Genomic DNA, 19,619 nt, shown 5'->3' with positions numbered 1-19,619 from the left:
GTTCATCGCCACCGAAGTTGTACGTCAGCGTCCCCAGGATCGAGTGCGAACGGAAGCGCGTCGAAACGTCGCGGCCAACCTGGTCGACCAGGTCGATCCCGCTGGCGTTGAAGAAGCGATACTTCAGGCCGACATCCCAGTTCTTGGTGAGCGGAGCGCGGATACCCGCGATCGCCTGCCAGGCGAAGCCGGTGTCCGAATCGTCGAGGAACGGACCGGCAAAGACCGGCTCGACCGAGACGCGCGCAACACCTGCACCACCGCCGATGAAGCCCTGCAGGCCATCATCGTCGCCGAAGTCGAGCAGGCCGTTGACCATGAAGCTCAGCGCATTCGAATCGCCGTTCAGCGCGGTCGAACCGATGAAGGGCACGCCGGTACCGCTCGGGCTCTGCGGGATACCCGGCGCCGAGAAGCTGCCCGACTTGATGTCGGCTTCGCGGTAGCCGACCTCGACTTCCGCGCGGAAGCCTCCGAAATCGTATCCGACGGTGCCTTCAACGTCATAGCCATTGCGATGATTGAGGTTTGCGGCGTTATCGATGGCACCGATGTCGAGGTCCATGTCCTCGATGATCATCACACCACCACCAACACCGACATACCAGGAGTTGTCGCGCGCCAAAGCTGGCGACGCCAGGGCAGTGGAGGCCAACGCCACAGCGACGGCAAGCTTCCTCATAGTAGATTCCCCTTTCAATTGAGATTTACGTCTCGACAGACGTCCTACTCGTCCCTTTGGTTCCGTGCAAGCTAACAAATCGTCAATCTGTTGCCAAAAAGTCGCACTTAACAGATCAATATTGGCAAAATCAGCCTGATTTCAGAATACCATGCGCGTCGAGGACCGACAGCAGCGCCGCGATGGCGGCGCGGGCTTCGACGTCCACTGTCGCGCCCCCGGCGGGAGCCGGAATCGCCGCGGGACCGATCCATAGCCCGCCTTCGAAGCGCAGCAGCGCCCCGTCGCTCAGCCGGATGATGCGCATCCCGCCGCGCGGCGCGACGAAACGCCAGCCGCCGTCGGTCCGGATCGCGATAGTCCCTCCTCGCCCCGACCATTCGCCGCCCGCTCCGGCTGCGACGAGCCAGCACTGACCGGCGACCGGTGCCGGCGGCGGCGTCGCAACGGGTCCGGCTTCGACCGCCGGATGCAGCAAGGCATCGAGCAGGGCAAGCGCCTCATTGTGCGTTACCTCCTTCTGCGCCTGCGCGACGGCGAGCAATGGCAGGGTGAAACGAGGGGTAGCAAGCGTATCGGTCATCATCCGGTCCCATCAGTTGAGCGTAAGGAAAAGCGGCCGCGAACGGCCCAGGTCGCCGAGCTGTCGAATGGCAAGCACTGCCGCAACCGGCAGGCCCGCGACGGCCGCCGCGTCAAGGTGCAGGGCCTGCGCCGTCGCCGTCCATGGACCGGCGCCCGGGACCGGCGGCACCGGCGCGATCTCCCAGGCTTCGCGGCTTTCGCCAAGGGGCAGGTCGACATGATCGCGCCACCCGGTGTCGAAGCGGCTGCAGCGCGTCCATTCGACAGCAAAGCCCCCCGCGCCATCGGGGCGCACCCGGCCATGCACCGGGGGGAGCGGCGCCAGCGCTTGCCCCACGGCCGGCAGCGGAGCCTCGGCAACCGCCGTGCTTGCCCGCCCGGCCCATTGCAGCATCGCCGACCCGCTCTCGACCAGTTGCGCGACGGCATCGGGAACCGGCAACAACGCGATATCGTCGAGGAGGACGAACGGCGTACCGGCGGGATGACTGGCGATCTCCGACCCGCCGCGCCCGCGCAGCAATCGCGAAAGCCGCCATTCCGCGGCGCCGATCCGTTCCACCGTTCCGAACTGCACCATCTCGGTTCCCAGCATCGCGCGGTTGGCGCCACCGAGAAGCGCAGAATTTTCAACCGATTCCAGCATCATGGACGGATTGACGAGCGTTACGACAAGATCGTTTGCAAGGTCGATCAACGCGCCGCCCGAGGCGGGCACCGCGCCCGCCAACGCGCCAAGCGCGGCGGCGGGGCGCACCATCCCGAGCGCGATCGGCTCGGCATCGGGGGCGGGACAAATCCAGATATCGGCGCCGCGCCATCCCGCATTGCTACCCGCCGCGGCGACCAGCAGACGCGGGGCGGAGGCTGGACTGGTCCCGATGTTCGGACAGTCGAACAGATGGACGACAGTTTCGCCGTCGGGCCAGTCGGGCGGTGTTACGGCCTGCCCTCCATCGGCATCGATCGCGGTTACCGGCAGCGGCTGGTGACGACATAGCTCGAGCATCACCTCCCCGCCCCGCACCGTTCGCGACACGCTCCTCCAGGCACTTCCGTCGGGGAGCACGACCGGCCCGCCGATCAGTAGCGCCAGCGCCGCGAGGTCGGCCGGCCAGATACAGGTTTCGCGGCCGTCCGCCGCCGCTCGGGCAAGCGCGTGCGCCAGCGCATGCGCCGACTCGGCGGGCAGTGCGGCGGGCAAGTCGACACGCTCCTCGCGCACCCCGCCCCCTGCGACCTCGGCCGACTGCTGGCCGAGCTGATAATCGCGCGCGGGCTCATAATACCGCAGGTTCACAAGCCCGGGCAGCGACGAAAGCGGCGCGCGACGCTGCTCGACCCGATCCGCATCGCGGACCGCACGGCGCATTTCGGCAAAATCGGACAGCATCGACGGTTCGGACGCCGCGGCGGGCGCCAGCCGCCACCCCGCCGGACCACTGGCGAGCCGGACACCGTCGACCGCGAACAGCGGCGCCAACGCCTCGCGCGCCCGTTCGCCCGACGCGGCATAGCCCGCAATCGGCCAGTTCCCCACGCAGCGCCCCGCCTCTCCCAACAGCACATCGCCGACGAACCCGCCATCGACCGCAGCGTCGTCGGCCTCGACTTCGAAGGTCAGTGACGGGATGCGGTTGCCGAAGCCGGCGAGTTCAAGCTCCTCAAACACCGCATAGGCCAGACCCCGAAACGCGCTCGCCGAGCCAATCCCGACCGCCGAGGCGACAAGCGGGTCCGTCGGCTGGTCCTCGCTCCCGTCATGCCAGCGAAAGGTGCAGCGTTCGCGAAAACTCCCGCCGGCACCGCGCAGCAAATTGCCGTCGGCCCATATCCGGCGGATCGCGCGGATCGGACGCGACGACAGCGCGACCGCCAGCGACACCGAATAGCTATATTCGGTCGTCGACGGCCGCCCCTTGCCGCCGCCGCGTTTCGTCCGCCGTTCGATCAGGTCGGTCGCCCAGATCACGCTGCCCGCCACGCGCATCGTCCCGAACAGCTTCGGGATCTGTTGGCCATAGGTCGACGCCTGGACCTTCAGGTCGGCAAGCCGCGGCCCTTCGCGGCCCTTCGGCTTGAAGATCGCGGCATCGGCCTGCTGTCCGATCGCAGCGCCCAGCGCCGCGCCGACCGGCCCGCCGACGATCCCGCCAACCACCGTCAGCACCAAAGTCGCCATCCTTACCCCCTATTGTTCGAGCCGCCACCGGGCGGCCGCGCGCATGACATCGTCCGAAGGCGACTCCACGACCCTCCGCAGCCCGGCATGCGCGTGAACCATGCTCGCGGGCCCGATGACCCCCAGATGATGCTGCCCGGCCGAAAGCGCGATCAGCGCCACGTCGCCGTCAGCCCGGTCGGACACCGCCCGGAACCCTGCCGTCATCAGCGCGGCAAAAATCCGGCCGCGGCGCCACCCGCGCAGCGGATAGTCATCGGGTGCCGGCAATGCGCACCCCACCGCCGCATAGGCGGCCCAGACCAGCCCCACGCAATCCAGCCCGTACCGCGGGTCACGCCCCTGCGCGCGGAACGGCACCCCCACCATCGTCCGCGCCGCCGCAAAGGCGTGCGCGCCCAAGGCCTCAACCACCGGGATAGCGCGTCAGCAGGTCATTCCCCGGCAGATGCGCCTCGCCGCGAAAATTGACGGCGTTGGCGAAACGGTCGCGGCATGTCGCGAGCCGCCGGTCGCATCCCTCGACCAGTCGAACGCGCACGGGGAGCGCGGGCACGAACGGCGGCATCTCCGCCAACATCAGCTCTTCCGCGTCTTCGGCGACCACCGGGCTCGCCAATCCACATGCCCGCCCCTCCATCCAGAGCAGTTCGCCAAAGGCCATCGTGCCTGCCGCGACCGGCATATCGAGCATGACACGGCGCCCCTCGACCGCGACGACGCGCCGCACATGCGTGCGCGGCGCGAGGTCGACCCGGCATGCCCGATCGCCCAGCCGCGCGCGGCACGACGGCGAAGTCGCCGGGCAAACCGGCGCATCGAGCCGCCGCGTCACGCCCTGCAGCTCCGCCGTAAAGGCCGCACCCCGCCGCTCGACCGCGCCCAGCGACCCGCGCGCTACCGTCACCGGCGCAACCTCGGGCGCGGTCCAGTCGGCCACGAACAGCTCGAGCTCGGCGCCGTCCCACCGCCCCGCGTCAAGGTCGGCGGCCGCAATCGCGTCGCTCGTCACCGCCCCTTCAAGGTCCATCGTCGCCGCATCGAGGCTGTCGTTCGTTTCCAGCGCCGACGGCTTCATACCCGGCGCCGCGCGATAGGGGACGCCGCCGACGATCAGGTCATGATCGTGCGAGGTCAGCCCGATCACCACCCCGTCGCGCCGCGACAGCCGCCAGCACCAGGCGAGCGTCACCAACTCCTCGCGCAGCCAACCCGGCGCGCTCCCGCCGGGCCCGCTCACCATGGCGCGCGCACCTCGACCAGCGGCACGCTCGCGAGCTCGCCTGCGAGGAAGGTCGCGCGGCTGACCTCCAGCCGGTCCTCGGCGAAGCGCACCGGCACGTCGAACAAATATCCCGCCCGCACCGCGATCCCCGGCCCCGGCGGGGCGTCGAGCAGCACCTCGCCCTCGTCCGTTACGGCGAATGCCGCCGTCTCGATCCCGTCGACCGACACGCGCACGCTGCCCGCAACCGGCAGGCGAATGCTCCGCACCTGCATCGCCTCGCCCGCGCCATAGCGCTTCACCAGCGCGAATTGCCGCCGGCTCCCGTCGCCGACGCCCAGCAGCTGGTCGCCGTGCCCCGGCAGCCCGCCATCCGCGGCCGAGCTGTGATCGAACGGGTCACGAAAGCGGAACGCCCGCGCCGCCCCCCGCCGCGCCCGGAAAAAATCGGCGAGCGCGCGGACATCGCCCTCCGACCGCACGCCAGGTCCGGCGTCATAGCGCATTCGCGCCTCGGCCCATTCGCTCGCGCGCTGCTCATGCCCCGAGGGCGAGCTCACGATCTGCGTCGAAAATTCGGTTACGACCATCGCCTCGCGCCCGATCGCGAGCGGGAAATCCACCGCATCATAAGCCTGCACCGCATCCTCCCCGTCAAAGCTCACGAACCCGTCGCGCGCCACCTGCGGCAGGGCCCAGACGAACGCCCGCGCCACCCCGGCACGCCGTGCCGCATCGGCGGCATCGGCAATCGCCGCCCACTGCGCGCGATCCTCGCCGCGCAGCACGAAGCCCGAAAAATAATGCTGCTCTTCGGCGGGATAGCCGAGCCGGTCCGCCATCGCTTCGCGCGCCCGCGCCGTCTCCGCGCCGCGCCCGTCGGTCACCCAGTCATAATCCTCGAGTTGCAGCACGTCGAAGGCCGGCGCTGCCCATCCGGCCGGCACATTCGCCCGCCGCACCTCGGGCGCTGCCACATCGAGCACCGTCGGCAGATAGACGAGCAGGTGGCTGACGAGCCCCGCCGCACCCGCCTCGTCGCGCGCCGCCGCAACCAGCGCCGCGGTAGAGGTCGCGAGCAATTCGCCGAGAGCATCGAGCATCGCCTGCTGCGCGACGCTCAGGCTCGCTCGCACATCGGCAATCGCGACGCTCGCCGGCCCCAGCGCCGCCGTCGTCGCCGCATCATAAGCGCAAATTCGTCCCCCGGACGCGATCCACCACCAGGGTTCACCGACCTGAAACTTCACGTCCAGCCCCGCCGCCACCCCGATCGCGACGAAGCTTCGCGCCACGAGCTGCAGATAGTCCATGGCGCCTGCATGCGCGGGCGACAGCAGTGTCGAGGGCGGCGTCCATCCGGTCAGCGCCGGCGAGCCGTCGGCTGCACGCTGCTTCCAGTCGTTCCAGCAATAAGCGTCGAAATATTCGTAGGATAGCGACCAGATCAGCCCCAGCCCTGCCGCCGCGCATTCCTCCGCTAACCCGACGTGCCACGCCGCGCACGGCGCGTTGAGCACGCCCCCGGCCAGGCTCGCATAATATCCGCCGCCCAGCGCTTCGAGCCGCATATAATGGCTCATCCCGACATAATGGACGACATCGCCGCGATAGCCCAATTGCACGATCTGCCGCACCAGCCGAGCCGGCGTCAGATGATAGCTGTCGTCATAGCCGCTTGCGATTCCCGGTCCCTGCTCGGGCAGCACCGCATCGCCGATCGCCAGCACCGATCCCGATCCGCTGCACATGATCCCGCTCATCTCGGCCCAGCCCTCGGCGGGCGCGGCGAGCAGCGCCGAACTCCCGTCATAGGCCGGTGAAACCAGCGAGATGAACATCCGGTCGACATCGCCGGCCCACACCGGATCGGCCTCGCCGGGCAACAGGAATCCGCCGTCGAGAGCGTCGAAATCGAGCGTCACGACCGCATCGTCGGGCGTCCCGACCGCATAATTCCACAGCCGCACATACCAGGCGCGCGCCTCGCCCGCCGCGTCGCGCCCCTCGATCGTCAAGGTCGGTCCATGCAGCGCATCGAGCGGCTTGATCCCGCCCGACCGCCAGCGAAAGCGGAGCTGCGTGCGTCGGAAATCGCGGCTTGTTTCATATGCGAGCAGCGGATGGTCCCAGCGATCCTCGGCCTCCCAGATCAGCCCCGCCAGATCTTGCCGGTTATAGAATACCGCCTCGACGCGCAGCGCCTGCGCCGCGGCCGGATCGTGCGGCGTTACGACGCTCGCCATCATCGGCCGCGCGAAATCGACGGTCCAGAAGCGCGGATCGAAGCGTTTCAGCCACCCCTTGCGATGATGCGGCTCGGCGGCCGCGACGAGCGCCCAGCCCATCAATCTTCCCCCGCAGCGACCGCGCGGCGAACCGCGCGCGCAATCTGCCGCCCCGTCTGTTCCAACCGTTTTGGTTCACTGCCTGCATCACCACGAACATTTACGGTGATCGCGATCGTGCGGGCGCTCCCGCCCGTCTCGATCCGTCCGCTCGACGTCGGCACGAAATATTCGGGGCCGCGCTCGCCGACGCGGTACGCGCGCCCCGCACTGACCGGCCCGCCGGTCGCCCGCCCCGGCGCACCGAATACCGACGATGCGATCCCCTGCCCCAGCGCGAGCAGGCCGCCACCCCCGCCGCCCGAGCCGCCGCCCAGGATCGCCCCGATGCCGCTCCGGATCGCGGCGCGCGCAATGTCGGCCATCACCGACAGCGCCAGCCGCTTCAGATCCTCGAACCCCAGCTTGCCGGTCAGGATCGCGCGGGTCAGCGCCCGTTCGATCGCCTGCCCCGCCCGCTCCGCCTCGCTGACCAGCGGCCCGCCGATTTCGGCGCGCAGCGCCGCAACCTCGCGCCGGAACCCCGCTGCGTCGCCGCGCATCGCGCCGAACAGATCGTCCATCTCATCCATCGGGAAATTGCTCCATCATCGCTGCCAGCTCCATCCGGTCGACCGGCGCGGCCGCATCGCCCTCGCGCCAGCTTCCCAACACCGCCGCGATATCGGCCGGGGTCGCGCTCCAGAATTCGTCCGGCCGCCAGCCGAGCGCGCGCGCCATCAATCCCAGCAGCGGCAGCGCCGCAGCCGCGAACCGTTCGTCGGTCACCTCAGCGTCCCTGCAATATCTGCCCCAGCAGTACGCGCAGCGCAGGCGTCACCGCGGCGAGCCCCTGTTCGACCAGCGCCTCGCCGACCTCCTCGCGCGTCATCCCCGCGTCGCGGTCCCGGATGCAATGCCAGAACAATGCCGTCAGCTCGCCAAGGCCGAGCCGTCCATCGGCCGCGCGCTCGACCAGCGCGAACAGCGGCCCCAGCTCCTCCTCCGCCGCGACCAGCGCGGCAAAGCTCGGCCGCAATACCAGCGAACGCGCGCCGACACGCAGCGCCGCCTCGCCCCTCAGCGCGTTGGCCGCGCTCACAGGCTCACCACCGCGCCGCTGCTTTCCAGGTTCAGCGTGTAATTGCGCTCGCCATTATAATCGCCGGCATAATCGAGCCGCGTGACCAGGAAGCGCCCGCGCATCCGCTCGCCACTTTCGAAGCTAAGCTCATAATCGTCGATCGTCCCCGACAGCGCATGACCGCGCAGCCGCACCTCGGCAGCCGACCCGGTAAAAATCCCCGCCGCGCTGACCGAAACCGATCGCACCCCGGCGCCCGACAGCAACTCGCGCCAGCCGCCCGAATCCTTCGTTGTGACGTTCACCGCCTCGCCGTTCACCGACAATTGCGTCGTGCGCAATCCGGCCACGGTGGCAAAGACCGGCGGCGCCGAACCATTACCGATCTTTAACAGAAAAGCGCTCCCATTTTCGATTGCCATCGTCTAACCTCCTCAACACAAAAAGTTCTGCAAACGGGGAGAAGCAGGATGCTGATCACGGCCTTGTTGTTGGCAACCGCGGCACCGGCGGGGGCCGGCAGCGTTGACACGACGCGTGCCACCTTCACCAAATGCCTACGCGAGCACATGAAGAAATCGCTCGATGCCAAGATGAGCGAAGCCGAATATGAAATGTCGCTGAAGGGCGCGTGCGACAGCGAACGCTCGGCGTTCCGCGCGGCGGTCACCGCGGCCAACCGCGCCGCCGGCGATTCCGCCGCCGATGCCGCCGAAAATGCCGACATGCAGGTCGAGGATTATCACGCGAACTTCACCGACAAGTTCAAGGATTATTCCTCGACGGGAACCATGCCGGGCGATTGAGCGGCTCCCGCCACCAATAGCCGTGGTGGCAGCCCCGCGCGATGCCGTTACTCCGGCTTCGCGCCAGGGTTGCGCCCTTCTTTGGCCATCGCCTCCCTCTGGACGATATTATCCATGAAAATCGCAACGAGTCGGCTCCCCCGACGTCTGATCGCCGTGACGCTGATGACCATGTGCTCCGGCGGCCGCCTGCCAGCCCCTGCCGCGGCGGCCGATCCTGAAGCCGGCCCCCGTTGGGAGGTGGATTATGGTGTCGGCAGCTGCCGACTGATCCGCCACATGGGAACGGCCGATCGGGACGATCGTCTGGAAGTGAAGCGTAGCTGGAGCTTCCGCGAAGGCTGTCGGGCTCGGCCGCCGAATAGAGGGTCGCGACCGTTCCGTTCGCCCAGCTCAGCCGCCTCAGGCTGCTCTCATACTCGGGGCGCGCCGCGTCGGGCGCGATCGCCAGCACGCCGCTCTCGCCCTCGACCATCACCTGCCGCGCCTCGTGCAGCGAGGCCGCGACCAGCGCGATCCGCGCGCCCGGATGCGCTTCGGCATAGTCCCGCACCCACTCGGCCCCCGTCCGCGTCTTGCCGAAACCGCGCCCCGCCAGCAGCATCCAGACGTGCCAGTCGCCTGCGGGCGGGCACTGGTCGGCGCGCCGCCACCAGCTCCAGTCGGTGAGCAGCCTTGCCGCGCTGTCGTCGCCGATCCGGCGCCCCCAGGCCGCGAAATCGGCGGGCGACATCCGCAACAGCTCGTCGAGGCTTTTCAAGACGCGCCATCCTCTTTTTCGTCGGCGCCGCCTTCCTCCGCGGCGACCTGGGCCCGCATCGCGGTCAGTTTCGCGAGCAGTCGGGCCTTCGCATTCCCTTTGGGCGCAGCCCCGGCCTGCGGGAGCATCGCGCCGCGCACCGCCGCGCGATGCGCGGCGAGCAGCGAGAGCCCGAGGCGATATTTCTGCGCCCGCGATTTCAGCGTCGCTTCCTTCACATTCCCCGTCGGCGCGATCAGCGCCTCCGATAGCAGTTCGGCCTCGAGCCGGGCGAACCCCTCGCACAGCGCCTCGTGCCAGCGCGCCGCAAAGCCGGTGTTGCGCCGCCGCTCGCGGTACATGGCATTCGCCGAAACCCCCGCCGCCCGCGCCGAGGCCGCGACATTCGAGGATTCGGCCAGCGCATCGAGGAAAATCTCCTTCTGCCGGCGGTCGGGACGGGGATTGCCGGTATCGTCCGTGGTCGTACCCGCCTGCCCCATCGCCATTCTCCCCAAAGCATCCGGGCCGGATCACCCTCCCGCATCGGAAGGGCGCCGGCCCGAATCGCAATTCTTCATGATGTGATAACTGTGCCATAACAGCGTGACGATGTCAATAGAAAATAACCTATATGGTAAAATGGATACTGAGTCACCCGACGGCCGGTTCGGGGTGGATTCCCGACCTTCGTCATCCCGGACTTGATCCGGGATCCACGGCGGCGGCGAAATCATGGACCCCGGGTCAAGTCGACCGAGCCACTTGTCTCGTTCGAGGGTGACGAAGAAGGAATTATCCTCCCTGTGGCGCAGCCATGGGGAGGGGGACCGCTCGCGAAGTGAGTGGTGGAGGGGCCGCGACCTCGGCGCAATAGCCCCTCCGTCAGCGCTTCGCGCTGACACCTCCCCATGCCTGCGGCACCGGGACGAACGAATGCCCGCAAACGGTCGATCCCCGTCATCAAAGCCGGATCGCCCCGCCTTCCCGTCGCCGACGCCCTCAAGCGCCATTGTGGGCCGCGCGGCGCGCCGCTAAAGCAGCGCGCGTGACCGCGCTCTCCTCCCGCATCGCCGCTTTCGCCGACCGCCGGCCCAAAGCGCTGGCCCTCCTCGCCGGTGCGCTATCCGCCACCGGCTTCGCCCCGCTCCACCTGTGGCCGCTGACCTTGCTCGCGCTGGCGGGCCTGATGGCGCTGGTCGCACGCAGCGCGAAAGGATCGGGCGCGCTGGGGATCGGCTGGGCGTTCGGGGTCGGGCATTTCGTGCTGGGGCTGAACTGGATCGCGACCGCCTTCACCTATCAGGCAGCGATGCCCGCCTGGCTCGGCTGGATCGCGGTGGTGCTGCTGTCGCTGTATCTGGCGGTATATCCGGCGCTGGCGACGTGGGGGGCGTGGGCTGTGCAAAGATACGTCGTCCCCGCGCAGGCGGGGACCGCGGGAAGCAAAGAACCGGGGCGCGGTGCAAAACCGACGGCGGCCCCCGCCGGCGCGGGGGCGACGCTCTCCTTCACTCTCGCCTTCGCTGCACTGTGGACACTGACCGAATGGCTGCGCAGCTGGGTTTTTACGGGGTTTGCGTGGAATCCGCTCGGCGCCGCGCTCGGCTCCACGCTGGTTCCCAACGTCTTCCTGCCCGGCATCGGCACCTATGGCTTTTCGGCGCTCGTCGTCCTGCTGGCGGCGTGGGCGAGCCATGCCCTCGCCTATGTCGCCACCGCATCGCCCCGGGCCTGGCCCAAGTCGGGAACGTGGATCGCGATCGGCTTCTTCGCCCTCTTCGTTCTGCCGGTCGTCGTCGCCGCGCTGTTTCCCGCGATCCTGCCTGCCCCGCCCCGCCCGGCGCAAGGCATCCCCATCACCGTCGTCCAGCCGAACGTCGGCCAGCAGGACAAATGGGAGGGCAGCAAGGCCGACCTCAATTTCGAAAAGCTGGCGCGGCTGACCACGCCGAAATCCGCGGAACCGCGCCTGATCCTGTGGCCCGAGGCGGCGGTGCCCGACTATCTGGAGACCGGCTATCCGCTCGTCTATTACGACCGCTCGCCCGCCGCCGCGCGCGCGCGGCTGACGGCGCTGATGAACCCCGACGACGTGATGCTGCTCGGCGCGCTCAAGCTCGAACTCGACAGGGCCGGGGACGCGATCGGAGCGCGCAATGCGGTGATGACCGTCCATGCCGACGGCACGCTCGGCCCGCGCTACGACAAGGCGCACCTCGTTCCCTATGGCGAATATCTGCCGATGCGGCCGGTGCTGTCGGCGATCGGTCTGTCGCGACTTGCGCCCGGCGACATCGATTTCTGGCCCGGCCCCGGCCCGCATACGCTCGACCTCGGCCGCTTCGGCAAGGCGGGGTTGCAAATCTGCTACGAGATCATCTTCTCGGGCCAGGTCGTCGACCGCGCGCATCGCCCCGATTTCATCTTCAACCCGTCGAACGACGCCTGGTTCGGCGGCTGGGGTCCGCCGCAGCATCTGGCGCAGGCGCGGCTGCGCGCGATCGAGGAGGGGCTGCCCGTCATCCGCGCGACCCCGACCGGGATCAGCGCGGTGATCGACGCCGACGGCCGCATCCTCGATTCGGTCCCGATGCACCAGTCCGGGCGGATCGACACCGTCGTGCCGCCTGCGCACGCCCCGACCTTGTTCGCGCGGTACGGCAACGCGCTGCCCGTCGCCTTCGCGCTGCTGCTGCTCGCGGCTGCCATTGCCTTTCGGCGGCGCGGGCGCTAACAGCGCCCCCGACATAAAGCTTCCTTTATATTCGTTCCAAGAAGGCTCCCATGCGCAACAGTTTCCTCTTCACGTCCGAAAGCGTGTCCGAAGGCCATCCCGACAAGGTCGCCGACCAGATCAGCGATTCGATCGTCGACCTGTTCCTGTCGAAGGATCCGGAAGCGCGCGTCGCATGTGAAACGCTGACCACGACGCAGCTCGTCGTGCTCGCGGGCGAAATCCGCTGCAAAGGTGTGTTCGAGAATGGCGAATGGGCGCCGGGCGCGCTTGACGAGATCGAGACGACGGTGCGCCAGACCGTGAAAGAGATCGGCTACGAACAGTCGGGCTTCCACTGGAACGAGTTCCGCTTCGAGAATAATCTGCACGCCCAGTCGGCCCACATCGCACAGGGCGTCGACGAGGGCGCCGACAAGGACGAAGGCGCCGGCGACCAGGGCATCATGTTCGGCTATGCCAGCGACGAAACCCCCGACCTGATGCCCGCGACGCTCGATTACAGCCACAAGATCCTCGAGCGCATGGCCGCCGACCGCAAGGCCGGGATCGCGCCCTTCCTCGAACCCGATGCCAAGAGCCAGGTTACGCTCCGCTACGCCAATGAGCGTCCGGTCGAGGCGACCGCAATCGTCGTGTCGACCCAGCACGCACCGGGCTATTATTTCCATGGCGGCGAGGGCGACGAGGCGAAATATCTGGAGCTGCGCAAATATGTGCTCGGCGTCATCGCCGACGTCATGCCCGCCGAGCTGCTGACCGCGAACACCGTCTATCACATCAATCCCACGGGCCGCTTCGAGATCGGCGGACCCGACGGCGACGCGGGGCTCACCGGCCGCAAGATCATCGTCGACACCTACGGCGGCGCCAGCCCGCACGGCGGCGGCGCGTTCAGCGGCAAGGACCCGACCAAGGTCGACCGTTCGGCGGCGTACATCACGCGCTACCTCGCCAAGAATATCGTCGCCGCGGGCCTCGCCCGCCGCTGCACCATCCAATTGAGCTACGCGATCGGCGTTGCCGAACCGCTGTCGATCTATGTCGACCTGCACGGCACCGCCGCCGAGGGCGTGACCGAGGCGGCGCTCGAAGCCGCGATCCCACAGCTCGTCCGCCTGACGCCCAAGGGCATTCGCACCCACCTCGGCCTCAACAGGCCGATCTACAAGCAGACGGCGGCCTACGGCCATTTCGGCCGCCAGGCCACCGGCGACGCCTTTCCGTGGGAACGCACCGACCTGGTCGACAGGCTCAAGGCCGCCCTCACCGCTTGACGGCCTTGCCCGCGCCCCAAGCCAAGGCTAGGGCGCGCGGCATGACTGCGCACAAACCCGGCGATCCGACCACCCTCAACCGCCTCTATGGCCGTGCGCAGGGCCGCCCCTTGCGCGCGGGCCAGCAGGATCTGGTCGACAATCTGCTCCCGCAGATCGCGGTGCCGACCGAGGGGCCGGTGACCGCGGATATCCTGTTCGGTCACGACCGACCGCTGCATTTCGAGATCGGCTTCGGCGGCGGCGAGCATATGGCGGGGCGCGCCGACATGTTGCCCGATCATGGCTTCATCGGCGCCGAGCCCTTCGTCAACGGCGTCGCGCAGGCGCTCGTTCACATATCGGGCGATCCCCATCTTGCGGGGAAAGGGGGCGCCCGACCGCCGCTCGGCAATGTCCGCATCCATCATGGCGACGCACTCGAGGTGCTGCGCCGGATTCCCGACGGGGCGCTGAGCTTTGCCTATCTGCTCCACCCCGACCCCTGGCCGAAGGCGCGCCACGCGAAGCGGCGGATGATGAACGACGGCCCGGTCGACCTGATCGCCGCGAAGCTGAAGCCCGGCGGCGAATTCCGCTTCGGCACCGATCACCCGGTCTATCTCGCGCACGCGCTGATGGTGATGCGCCGCCACCGTCACCAGTTCGAATGGCTGGCGAAAGACGCGATAGACTTTCTCGTCCGCCCCGGCGGCTGGCCCGAAACGCGCTACGAAGCCAAGGCCCGCGCGCAGGGGCACGAGGTCTGGTATTTTCGCTGGAGGCGTATATAGGAGTGCTATAGGGTTGAAAAGGCTAGTTTTTTATAGCCACTCCCTATGCTATCTTTTCCCCAATTACGCGGCAATTTCCGCCACGGTGATTGCCGGGTGATTGCTGGAAACGCCGTATTGGGAGACCAATTTATGGCAAGCGGAAAGATCACAAAACGGTCGGTCGATGCTCTCATTTCGAGCGGGCAACATGACATTCTTTGGGATGATAGCATAAAGGGTTTTGGCGCAAAGCGAACCAAAGCTGGCGCCGTGTCTTACGTGTTGCAATTCCGAATGGGCGGTCGCGAATCTAAGACGCGTCGCTACACGATAGGCAGCCATGGCTCGCCATGGACGCCAGCCACCGCCAGAGCCGAAGCGGAGCGACTGGCTATTCTGATCGCCCAGGGAATCGATCCAGGCGAAGCAGAGCGGCAACGACGGCGAGAGTCGGTCGATCTAGCCTTCGATAATTACTCTGATCGCTTCGCTGAGGCCTGCGTTGGAGAAGGCTGGAGGCGCCTCGTCAAGCGCAGCCTCGAGCTGCATGTAAAGCCGGTCTTGGGATCAAAGCCCCTTCCCAATCTTACGCGAATCGACATCGTTGCCGTCTTCGACCGCATGCCGCGCGCGCAGATCGCAAATATCCGTAACGTCTTCGCTGTTTTGCGCCGCCTTTTGCGCTGGGCCGTCAGCCGGGGAGATATCGATCGGAGTCCGATGGAAGGCATGGAAACCCCGCCCCCGGTCAAACCTCGCGATCGCTGGCTTTCAGACGAGGAGCTTGGCCGCATCTGGATGGCGGCGCCAAACACGCATTCCTGTTTCGGACCCATCATCCGCCTTCTGATCGTCACCGGTCAGCGACGAGAGGAGGTTTCGTCGCTGCGTTGGGAGGAACTCAACCGTAAAGATCTCCTATGGACCCTGCCCGGCGAACGGGCAAAGAATGGCGAGCCCAACCGAATTCCGCTCAACGAACTTGCAGTTGCGATCCTCGACGAGGTTGCCGGGTCGGCTATCTGGCCGCGTAGCGGCAGGATGTTCACGACCTCCAGGGGCGGAAGGTTCACCGGATATAGCAAAGGCAAGATCAAGCTCGACCTGCTTATGTCGCAAGACGGCCGCGAACCGTTACCGGACTGGCGACTGCATGACTTGAGACGAACTCTTGCAACCGGGTTTCAACGGCTAGGCGTTCGATTTGAAGTGACCGAAGCTGTGCTCAATCACGTCGGAGGTTCCCGCGCGGGCGTCGCCGGTATCTACCAGCGCCACGACTGGAAGGACGAGAAGCGCGAAGCAATGAAGAGTTGGAACGATCATCTGGCGGCGATCATTCGTTTGGCGAATATGGCGCGTGATCGCGCATGGTAAGCGCTTATAAAAAGACTTGCTGTCCACGATCGATTGCGCCGAACAAAATATGCAGAGTGAATCTGTCGATTTCCGTTGCGAACAGCTCTTGCAGCCGGATCCGTTCGCCAACGACTGACTCTTGCGTTCTTGCTGAATCAAGGGGGATATCTATATGAATCTGCCCCCAGTCTTTGGGGTTGCGCTTGCAATTCTCCTGCTTGGAGAACATCTCGCTCCCTTTCACATTGCGGGCGCGGCACTTGTCGGTGCAGGGGTGTTCATGGCGACACGCCGCGAGGACGAGCCGCCAGCAGCAGGCCGCGTCGAAACTGTGGCCGTCGAGGCTGCATCCTCGCCGCGCTAATTTTCACGTTCGATTTGCCGGCGGACACTGGCACACGGCAGGAGAGCGGATACGCGCGAATGGCTGGCAACAGGGCGCAATCTGCCATTGCATAGGAATGCCGCGCGGGCAGTTGCACAAGAAACGACTTTGCATCTTGAGATATGAATTGTATCTGTTGTTGCTTCCTAGAACCCTCGTATCCCTGCAAAAGGGACAAAATAAGAGAATGGAAGAAGTTTGGAACGTCAGGCAAAAAGCGTGAGAGTGACAGAGCTTGAAGACGATCACTCCGATATGTCCGCCTCTTCCAAATCGCCGCGCGATGTTGCGCAAAAGCCTCGCAAGAGTATCCAGTCGGTAGAGACTGGGGTCCGCGTGCTCGAAGCGCTGATATCTTGTCCCGGCGGCTGCGCACCCCTTCGCGATATCGCCGCGGGAGCCGAGATGTCGCGCAGCCAGGCGCACCGATATCTCCAGGCCTACATTAATACTGGGCTGGTCCAGCAGGAGCCTGCGGACGGTCGCTATTCTCTCGGTCCAACCGCCCTCAAGATCGGACTCTCGGCCTTGTCGAGGCTCGACGTTATTCGCATCACCACCGCCTATCTGCGGCAGCTTGCGGATGATCTCGAGACCACTGGTCTGCTCTCGATATGGGGTGACTATGGGCCGACGATCATCCGTTGGCTCGATGGCGGCGTTCCAATTGCGACGTCTTTGCACGTCGGATCGGTCCTTCCCATTCAGCATTCGTCTGCAGGGCTAGTTTTCATGGCTTTCCAGCCACTCCCTGCCTATAAGCGGCTGCTTGAACGTGAGCGCGCTGCGCGGACGTCCATCGATGAAATCGAGCTGCAAGCTATGCTGACGGAGATCCGGAGGCAAGGCTACGCCAAGGTGGACGGCCAAGTGGTACCGGGGCTCGCTGCCATTTCAGTCCCGGTATTCGACATGCAGGAAAAGCTGATCGCGGTGATTGGCGTACTTGGCCGGATGACCGACGAAAAATTCTTTTGCCAGAGCAATATCGACAAAGTCCAGGCCGCCGCTCTCAAAGCCAGCAACGCAATGGGCTGGCAGCCGGAGGAGATGCGTGGGGATTCCTGACCCGCTTGGTGCGATCGCCATAAACGGGAGCCTCCCGGGCGCTGGCATGCGAGGGGATTTCGGGGGCAGGACGTGAAGCCACTCGATCCCGACACCTTCTGGCGTTTCTCGGTATCAGCTTATGCGCAGCCCGGTGTAGCGGATATTTGCCTCAGCTTGCAGGACGACCATGGCTTCGATGTCAACCTCCTGCTTCTGTGCTGCTGGTTAGCGCAGCTGCGGTCGATCGTGCTTAGCGAGACGGAATTGCGTTTTCTCCTCGCAGAAATTGAGGCGACAAATTCAGAAGTCATCGGGCCACTGCGTCAGGCCCGCCGGTGGCTGAAAGCTCCCGCCAGTACCAGCGGGGCCTCGGCTGCCAAGGCGCAGCGTGTCCGGCGCCTCGTAAAGATGGCCGAACTCGAAGGGGAACGGCTGGCGCAGCACCTGCTAATCAGCGCGGCGAGTGCGCTTGGAGCTGAGAGCTGCGCGGACCGAATGAACGCCGCAAACCTCAGTCTGACGGCCTATACGCGGATCGTTAACGAGACTGACGCTGCCGATGCCTTGCAAAGCCTTGCGCGCCTCGTCGTCAAGGAGCGTTCGAAGGACCCTTTGCCGTCTTGATGTAGGTGAATACAAGATCCACATCGGCGTCTGTCAGCTCGGTTGGGCGGAATGGCGGCATTTCGATCAGCCCGTTTCGGACGACCGAGTGGACATAGTCCTTGTCGAGGTCCTTGCGGCCAATGAGGGGCGCAACGGGTCGCTCCATCTCTTCAAGCAGCATAGTGGCGGGATGACCCGGGCCCGGGTCGTGACAACCCGCGCAGTTCAGGGCATATAATTCTGCACCGTCCGGTTTGTCCGCATCTGACGATTTCGAACAAGCGGTTAGCATCAGCAGAGCGACCGCCAGCAATCCCATCTTCATGCTTTCGATTCCCTTGTTTGAGGTCAGGCCGACAGAAAGAGGTTCGCGGGATCGAGCGCGCGTTTCACGCGCGCGTGCAGTTGAGTTATCGCGCCGCTTTCATAGGTCGCCCTAGCAGAGGCGGCGAGCGCCGGCTCGACGTGCGTCTGTCCAAATCCGGCACCTGCCTGCGCATCGATCAGCTCGATAGCGCAGTCTCTCGCCCGTTTACTGCCCGCGGGACTGCCATCGAAGCACAAATACTGCCGATGCTGGGCAGAGCGCCAGACGGCATTCGTTTCTCCGACAAAATCGAAACCGTGCCGGCCGGAAATATCGCGCGACAAGTCATAAAGGCGAAGCCCTTCCTTGCCATCAACCGGGCTGATGGGGCCGATGTCGAGAGAGGATCCTCCGGCCCAGGCCGAAGGGCGGCCAAGTGCATTACCGACCGAACCAAGCATCATGCCTTTTCGCCACGCCCACAGTCCTTCCATCCCGGCTGCGGGAGCGGCCAGCACCCGCGAGCCTTTGATCGATGCGAACGCGTCCTGGACCATCGACCAAGCGATGCGAACATTGTCGGGGAGCCCGTAAAGCGAGCCGTAAAGAGTCCAGTAGCCAAGCCCGATCGACTCCCCGGCTTTTCGAACCTCGCCGGCGGACATTGGGCCGGTGCCGCCGAAGTCGCGGCGTACCTTGCCCGAACGCGCTGCTTCGTGCAGCGCATTTGCCACCGCCACGCCATTGGGGACGACCATATTGGTCTTGAGCGGGCCCAGTACATCGAGAAGTTTGCCAAGATCGTCTTCGTCCGGCACCGTGACAGCAAAGGATTGCGCTGCCGGGGGCTGGGGCATGAGCCAGAGGCCGAGCTTGGTCACGACGCCAAGATCGGATTGTGTGAAGAGCCCGTCGATCCAGGGCCCGTAACCAAATTTGAAGAGCTGCCAGCAGGTACTCTTGGGCATAGCACCCATCCCTGTCCGGACACTGCGGCCGTCGGCCAGCATCAACTCAAGCCCGCATTGCATAAGATAATGATCGGCATATGGGGTATAGCCCACGCGCCGCTTCAGAAAGGCGCTCGCCACCGATTCGTCGGGCTCACCCGGGCAATCGACCCAGAGCTTGAGCCCCCGCTCGCCTATCTGTTCGGAGAGTTGCCGAAAGGTGACGCCTGGCTCGACGAGGCAGTAAGCCAAGTTCTCATTGATCTCGAGAATCTCATTCATGCGGCCAAGATCGAGCAATATGATCTTGTCGCGTGCCGCCACCTCCTGACCTGCGACCGCGCGGCACACAGGTTGAAGCGCCGCTCCGGCCTCGCTCGCCACCGCGAGGACCTTGGCAAGTTGCTCGGTGTCGCGCGGCGCGATGATACCCAGGGGCAGGGCGACTCCGGAATGGAAGGGTGCGAGCGCCGCCGGATCGCGCGTTACCCCATCGGCACCGACCAGTGCTTCTAGCGCGTCGAGCGCGGCGGCTTGGCGATTTGCGTCCATCTTGATCACCC

Annotated in this window: 21 protein-coding genes and 1 pseudogene; 7 read left to right on the top strand and 15 right to left on the bottom strand. The window is 66.0% G+C overall.

The genetic code is table 11. The features are described from left to right. From ATE64_RS17685 to ATE64_RS17640, 10 genes are all read right to left on the bottom strand, one after another. On the bottom strand, positions 1 to 682 hold a 682-nt coding region (locus ATE64_RS17685), incomplete at its 3' end, for an outer membrane beta-barrel protein (protein WP_156420375.1). Between the two features lie 130 nt (positions 683 to 812). Further along, positions 813 to 1,265, bottom strand: a complete 453-nt coding sequence (locus tag ATE64_RS17680) for a DUF2793 domain-containing protein (protein ID WP_058457691.1) — start codon at positions 1,263 to 1,265, stop codon at positions 813 to 815. 12 nt (positions 1,266 to 1,277) lie between these two features. After that, the gene (locus ATE64_RS17675; RefSeq protein ID WP_058457692.1) at positions 1,278 to 3,449 is read right to left on the bottom strand and encodes a phage tail protein; all 2,172 of its coding nucleotides are present in this window, start codon (positions 3,447 to 3,449) and stop codon (positions 1,278 to 1,280) included. A gap of 9 nt (positions 3,450 to 3,458) precedes the next feature. Further along, complete coding sequence (locus ATE64_RS17670; protein ID WP_231729202.1) at positions 3,459 to 3,851, bottom strand: NlpC/P60 family protein; 393 nt, start codon at positions 3,849 to 3,851, stop codon at positions 3,459 to 3,461. A 4-nt stretch (positions 3,852 to 3,855) separates the two neighbouring features. Beyond that, complete coding sequence (locus ATE64_RS17665) at positions 3,856 to 4,692, bottom strand: DUF2163 domain-containing protein (RefSeq protein WP_058457693.1); 837 nt, start codon at positions 4,690 to 4,692, stop codon at positions 3,856 to 3,858. Then, complete coding sequence (locus ATE64_RS17660) at positions 4,686 to 7,022, bottom strand: DUF2460 domain-containing protein (RefSeq protein WP_058457694.1); 2,337 nt, start codon at positions 7,020 to 7,022, stop codon at positions 4,686 to 4,688. Before ATE64_RS17660 ends, ATE64_RS17665 begins: the two co-directional genes overlap by 7 nt. After that, the gene (locus ATE64_RS17655; protein ID WP_058800212.1) at positions 7,022 to 7,594 is read right to left on the bottom strand and encodes a tail tape measure protein; all 573 of its coding nucleotides are present in this window, start codon (positions 7,592 to 7,594) and stop codon (positions 7,022 to 7,024) included. Before ATE64_RS17655 ends, ATE64_RS17660 begins: the two co-directional genes overlap by 1 nt. Further along, on the bottom strand, positions 7,587 to 7,742 hold the full coding sequence (locus ATE64_RS17650) for a phage tail assembly chaperone (protein WP_082657552.1): 156 nt from the start codon (positions 7,740 to 7,742) through the stop codon (positions 7,587 to 7,589). Before ATE64_RS17650 ends, ATE64_RS17655 begins: the two co-directional genes overlap by 8 nt. Before the next feature lie 49 nt (positions 7,743 to 7,791). Beyond that, on the bottom strand, positions 7,792 to 8,103 hold the full coding sequence (locus ATE64_RS17645; RefSeq protein ID WP_058456279.1) for a gene transfer agent family protein: 312 nt from the start codon (positions 8,101 to 8,103) through the stop codon (positions 7,792 to 7,794). Continuing rightward, positions 8,100 to 8,507, bottom strand: coding sequence for a phage major tail protein, TP901-1 family (locus tag ATE64_RS17640; protein WP_058456278.1), 408 nt, complete (start codon positions 8,505 to 8,507; stop codon positions 8,100 to 8,102). The genes ATE64_RS17645 and ATE64_RS17640 overlap by 4 nt, the downstream gene beginning before the upstream one ends. A gap of 48 nt (positions 8,508 to 8,555) precedes the next feature. Here ATE64_RS17640 and ATE64_RS17635 point away from each other — a divergent pair, with 48 nt between their 5' ends. After that, a complete protein-coding gene (locus tag ATE64_RS17635) occupies positions 8,556 to 8,891 on the top strand; it encodes a hypothetical protein (RefSeq protein WP_058456277.1) in 336 nt (111 codons plus the stop codon). Positions 8,892 to 9,222: 331 nt separating this feature from the next. On the opposite strand, the pseudogene ATE64_RS21320 reads toward ATE64_RS17635, so the two are convergent. Next, positions 9,223 to 9,624 (bottom strand): annotated as a pseudogene (locus ATE64_RS21320) (terminase family protein); the annotation flags it as partial. 23 nt (positions 9,625 to 9,647) lie between these two features. Continuing rightward, positions 9,648 to 10,133, bottom strand: a complete 486-nt coding sequence (locus tag ATE64_RS17630) for a hypothetical protein (protein ID WP_058456276.1) — start codon at positions 10,131 to 10,133, stop codon at positions 9,648 to 9,650. A 545-nt stretch (positions 10,134 to 10,678) separates the two neighbouring features. Between ATE64_RS17630 and lnt the strand changes: the two genes are divergently transcribed. Genes lnt through ATE64_RS17610 form a run of 4 tightly spaced genes read left to right on the top strand, consistent with a single transcriptional unit; the run spans position 10,679 to position 15,776 of the window. Then, positions 10,679 to 12,367 (top strand): apolipoprotein N-acyltransferase, encoded by a 1,689-nt coding sequence (gene lnt, locus ATE64_RS17625; protein WP_058456275.1) that lies wholly within the window; start codon positions 10,679 to 10,681, stop codon positions 12,365 to 12,367. Positions 12,368 to 12,417: 50 nt separating this feature from the next. Continuing rightward, positions 12,418 to 13,644, top strand: coding sequence for a methionine adenosyltransferase (gene metK / locus ATE64_RS17620; RefSeq protein WP_058456274.1), 1,227 nt, complete (start codon positions 12,418 to 12,420; stop codon positions 13,642 to 13,644). A gap of 41 nt (positions 13,645 to 13,685) precedes the next feature. Further along, positions 13,686 to 14,417 carry a tRNA (guanine(46)-N(7))-methyltransferase TrmB gene (locus ATE64_RS17615; RefSeq protein ID WP_058456273.1) on the top strand — a complete coding sequence of 244 codons (732 nt, stop codon included), beginning with the start codon at positions 13,686 to 13,688 and terminating at the stop codon, positions 14,415 to 14,417. A gap of 45 nt (positions 14,418 to 14,462) precedes the next feature. After that, positions 14,463 to 15,776: a site-specific integrase gene (locus ATE64_RS17610; RefSeq protein WP_231729164.1), complete on the top strand. Its 1,314-nt coding sequence runs from the start codon at positions 14,463 to 14,465 to the stop codon at positions 15,774 to 15,776. Between the two features lie 4 nt (positions 15,777 to 15,780). Here ATE64_RS17610 and ATE64_RS17605 read toward each other — a convergent pair whose 3' ends face one another. Beyond that, positions 15,781 to 15,987 (bottom strand): hypothetical protein, encoded by a 207-nt coding sequence (locus ATE64_RS17605; RefSeq protein ID WP_058456272.1) that lies wholly within the window; start codon positions 15,985 to 15,987, stop codon positions 15,781 to 15,783. A gap of 381 nt (positions 15,988 to 16,368) precedes the next feature. Here ATE64_RS17605 and ATE64_RS17600 point away from each other — a divergent pair, with 381 nt between their 5' ends. Beyond that, positions 16,369 to 17,211: an IclR family transcriptional regulator gene (locus ATE64_RS17600; protein ID WP_058540050.1), complete on the top strand. Its 843-nt coding sequence runs from the start codon at positions 16,369 to 16,371 to the stop codon at positions 17,209 to 17,211. A 72-nt stretch (positions 17,212 to 17,283) separates the two neighbouring features. Continuing rightward, complete coding sequence (locus ATE64_RS17595; protein ID WP_058456271.1) at positions 17,284 to 17,817, top strand: TIGR02444 family protein; 534 nt, start codon at positions 17,284 to 17,286, stop codon at positions 17,815 to 17,817. Here the strand turns inward: ATE64_RS17595 and ATE64_RS17590 are convergent. After that, positions 17,783 to 18,124: a cytochrome c gene (locus tag ATE64_RS17590; RefSeq protein WP_037557657.1), complete on the bottom strand. Its 342-nt coding sequence runs from the start codon at positions 18,122 to 18,124 to the stop codon at positions 17,783 to 17,785. The two genes, ATE64_RS17595 and ATE64_RS17590, sit on opposite strands and share 35 nt — an antisense overlap. Positions 18,125 to 18,147: 23 nt before the next feature. After that, on the bottom strand, positions 18,148 to 19,608 hold the full coding sequence (locus tag ATE64_RS17585; RefSeq protein WP_037557721.1) for an FAD-binding oxidoreductase: 1,461 nt from the start codon (positions 19,606 to 19,608) through the stop codon (positions 18,148 to 18,150). Positions 19,609 to 19,619: the final 11 nt, after the last annotated feature.

The organism is Sphingopyxis sp. H073 (assembly GCF_001468395.1).
In the GTDB taxonomy this organism is placed as follows: domain Bacteria; phylum Pseudomonadota; class Alphaproteobacteria; order Sphingomonadales; family Sphingomonadaceae; genus Sphingopyxis.
Note: the sequence above shows the minus strand (reverse complement) of the source record. Positions and strands in the feature narration are given on the sequence as shown.

What these genes read in the sequence shown, in the direction of transcription:
- ATE64_RS17680 (WP_058457691.1), bottom strand. Translation starts at nt 1,265, where the DNA reads ATGACCGATACGCTTGCTACCCCTCGTTTCACCCTGCCATTGCTCGCC.
- ATE64_RS17675 (WP_058457692.1), bottom strand. Translation starts at nt 3,449, where the DNA reads ATGGCGACTTTGGTGCTGACGGTGGTTGGCGGGATCGTCGGCGGGCCG.
- ATE64_RS17665 (WP_058457693.1), bottom strand. Translation starts at nt 4,692, where the DNA reads ATGGTGAGCGGGCCCGGCGGGAGCGCGCCGGGTTGGCTGCGCGAGGAG.
- ATE64_RS17660 (WP_058457694.1), bottom strand. Translation starts at nt 7,022, where the DNA reads ATGGGCTGGGCGCTCGTCGCGGCCGCCGAGCCGCATCATCGCAAGGGG.
- ATE64_RS17655 (WP_058800212.1), bottom strand. Translation starts at nt 7,594, where the DNA reads ATGGATGAGATGGACGATCTGTTCGGCGCGATGCGCGGCGACGCAGCG.
- ATE64_RS17650 (WP_082657552.1), bottom strand. Translation starts at nt 7,742, where the DNA reads ATGGCGCGCGCGCTCGGCTGGCGGCCGGACGAATTCTGGAGCGCGACC.
- ATE64_RS17640 (WP_058456278.1), bottom strand. Translation starts at nt 8,507, where the DNA reads ATGGCAATCGAAAATGGGAGCGCTTTTCTGTTAAAGATCGGTAATGGT.
- ATE64_RS17635 (WP_058456277.1), top strand. Translation starts at nt 8,556, where the DNA reads ATGCTGATCACGGCCTTGTTGTTGGCAACCGCGGCACCGGCGGGGGCC.
- ATE64_RS17630 (WP_058456276.1), bottom strand. Translation starts at nt 10,133, where the DNA reads ATGGGGCAGGCGGGTACGACCACGGACGATACCGGCAATCCCCGTCCC.
- metK (WP_058456274.1), top strand. Translation starts at nt 12,418, where the DNA reads ATGCGCAACAGTTTCCTCTTCACGTCCGAAAGCGTGTCCGAAGGCCAT.
- ATE64_RS17615 (WP_058456273.1), top strand. Translation starts at nt 13,686, where the DNA reads ATGACTGCGCACAAACCCGGCGATCCGACCACCCTCAACCGCCTCTAT.
- ATE64_RS17610 (WP_231729164.1), top strand. Translation starts at nt 14,463, where the DNA reads ATGCTATCTTTTCCCCAATTACGCGGCAATTTCCGCCACGGTGATTGC.
- ATE64_RS17605 (WP_058456272.1), bottom strand. Translation starts at nt 15,987, where the DNA reads ATGTTCTCCAAGCAGGAGAATTGCAAGCGCAACCCCAAAGACTGGGGG.
- ATE64_RS17590 (WP_037557657.1), bottom strand. Translation starts at nt 18,124, where the DNA reads ATGAAGATGGGATTGCTGGCGGTCGCTCTGCTGATGCTAACCGCTTGT.
- ATE64_RS17585 (WP_037557721.1), bottom strand. Translation starts at nt 19,608, where the DNA reads ATGGACGCAAATCGCCAAGCCGCCGCGCTCGACGCGCTAGAAGCACTG.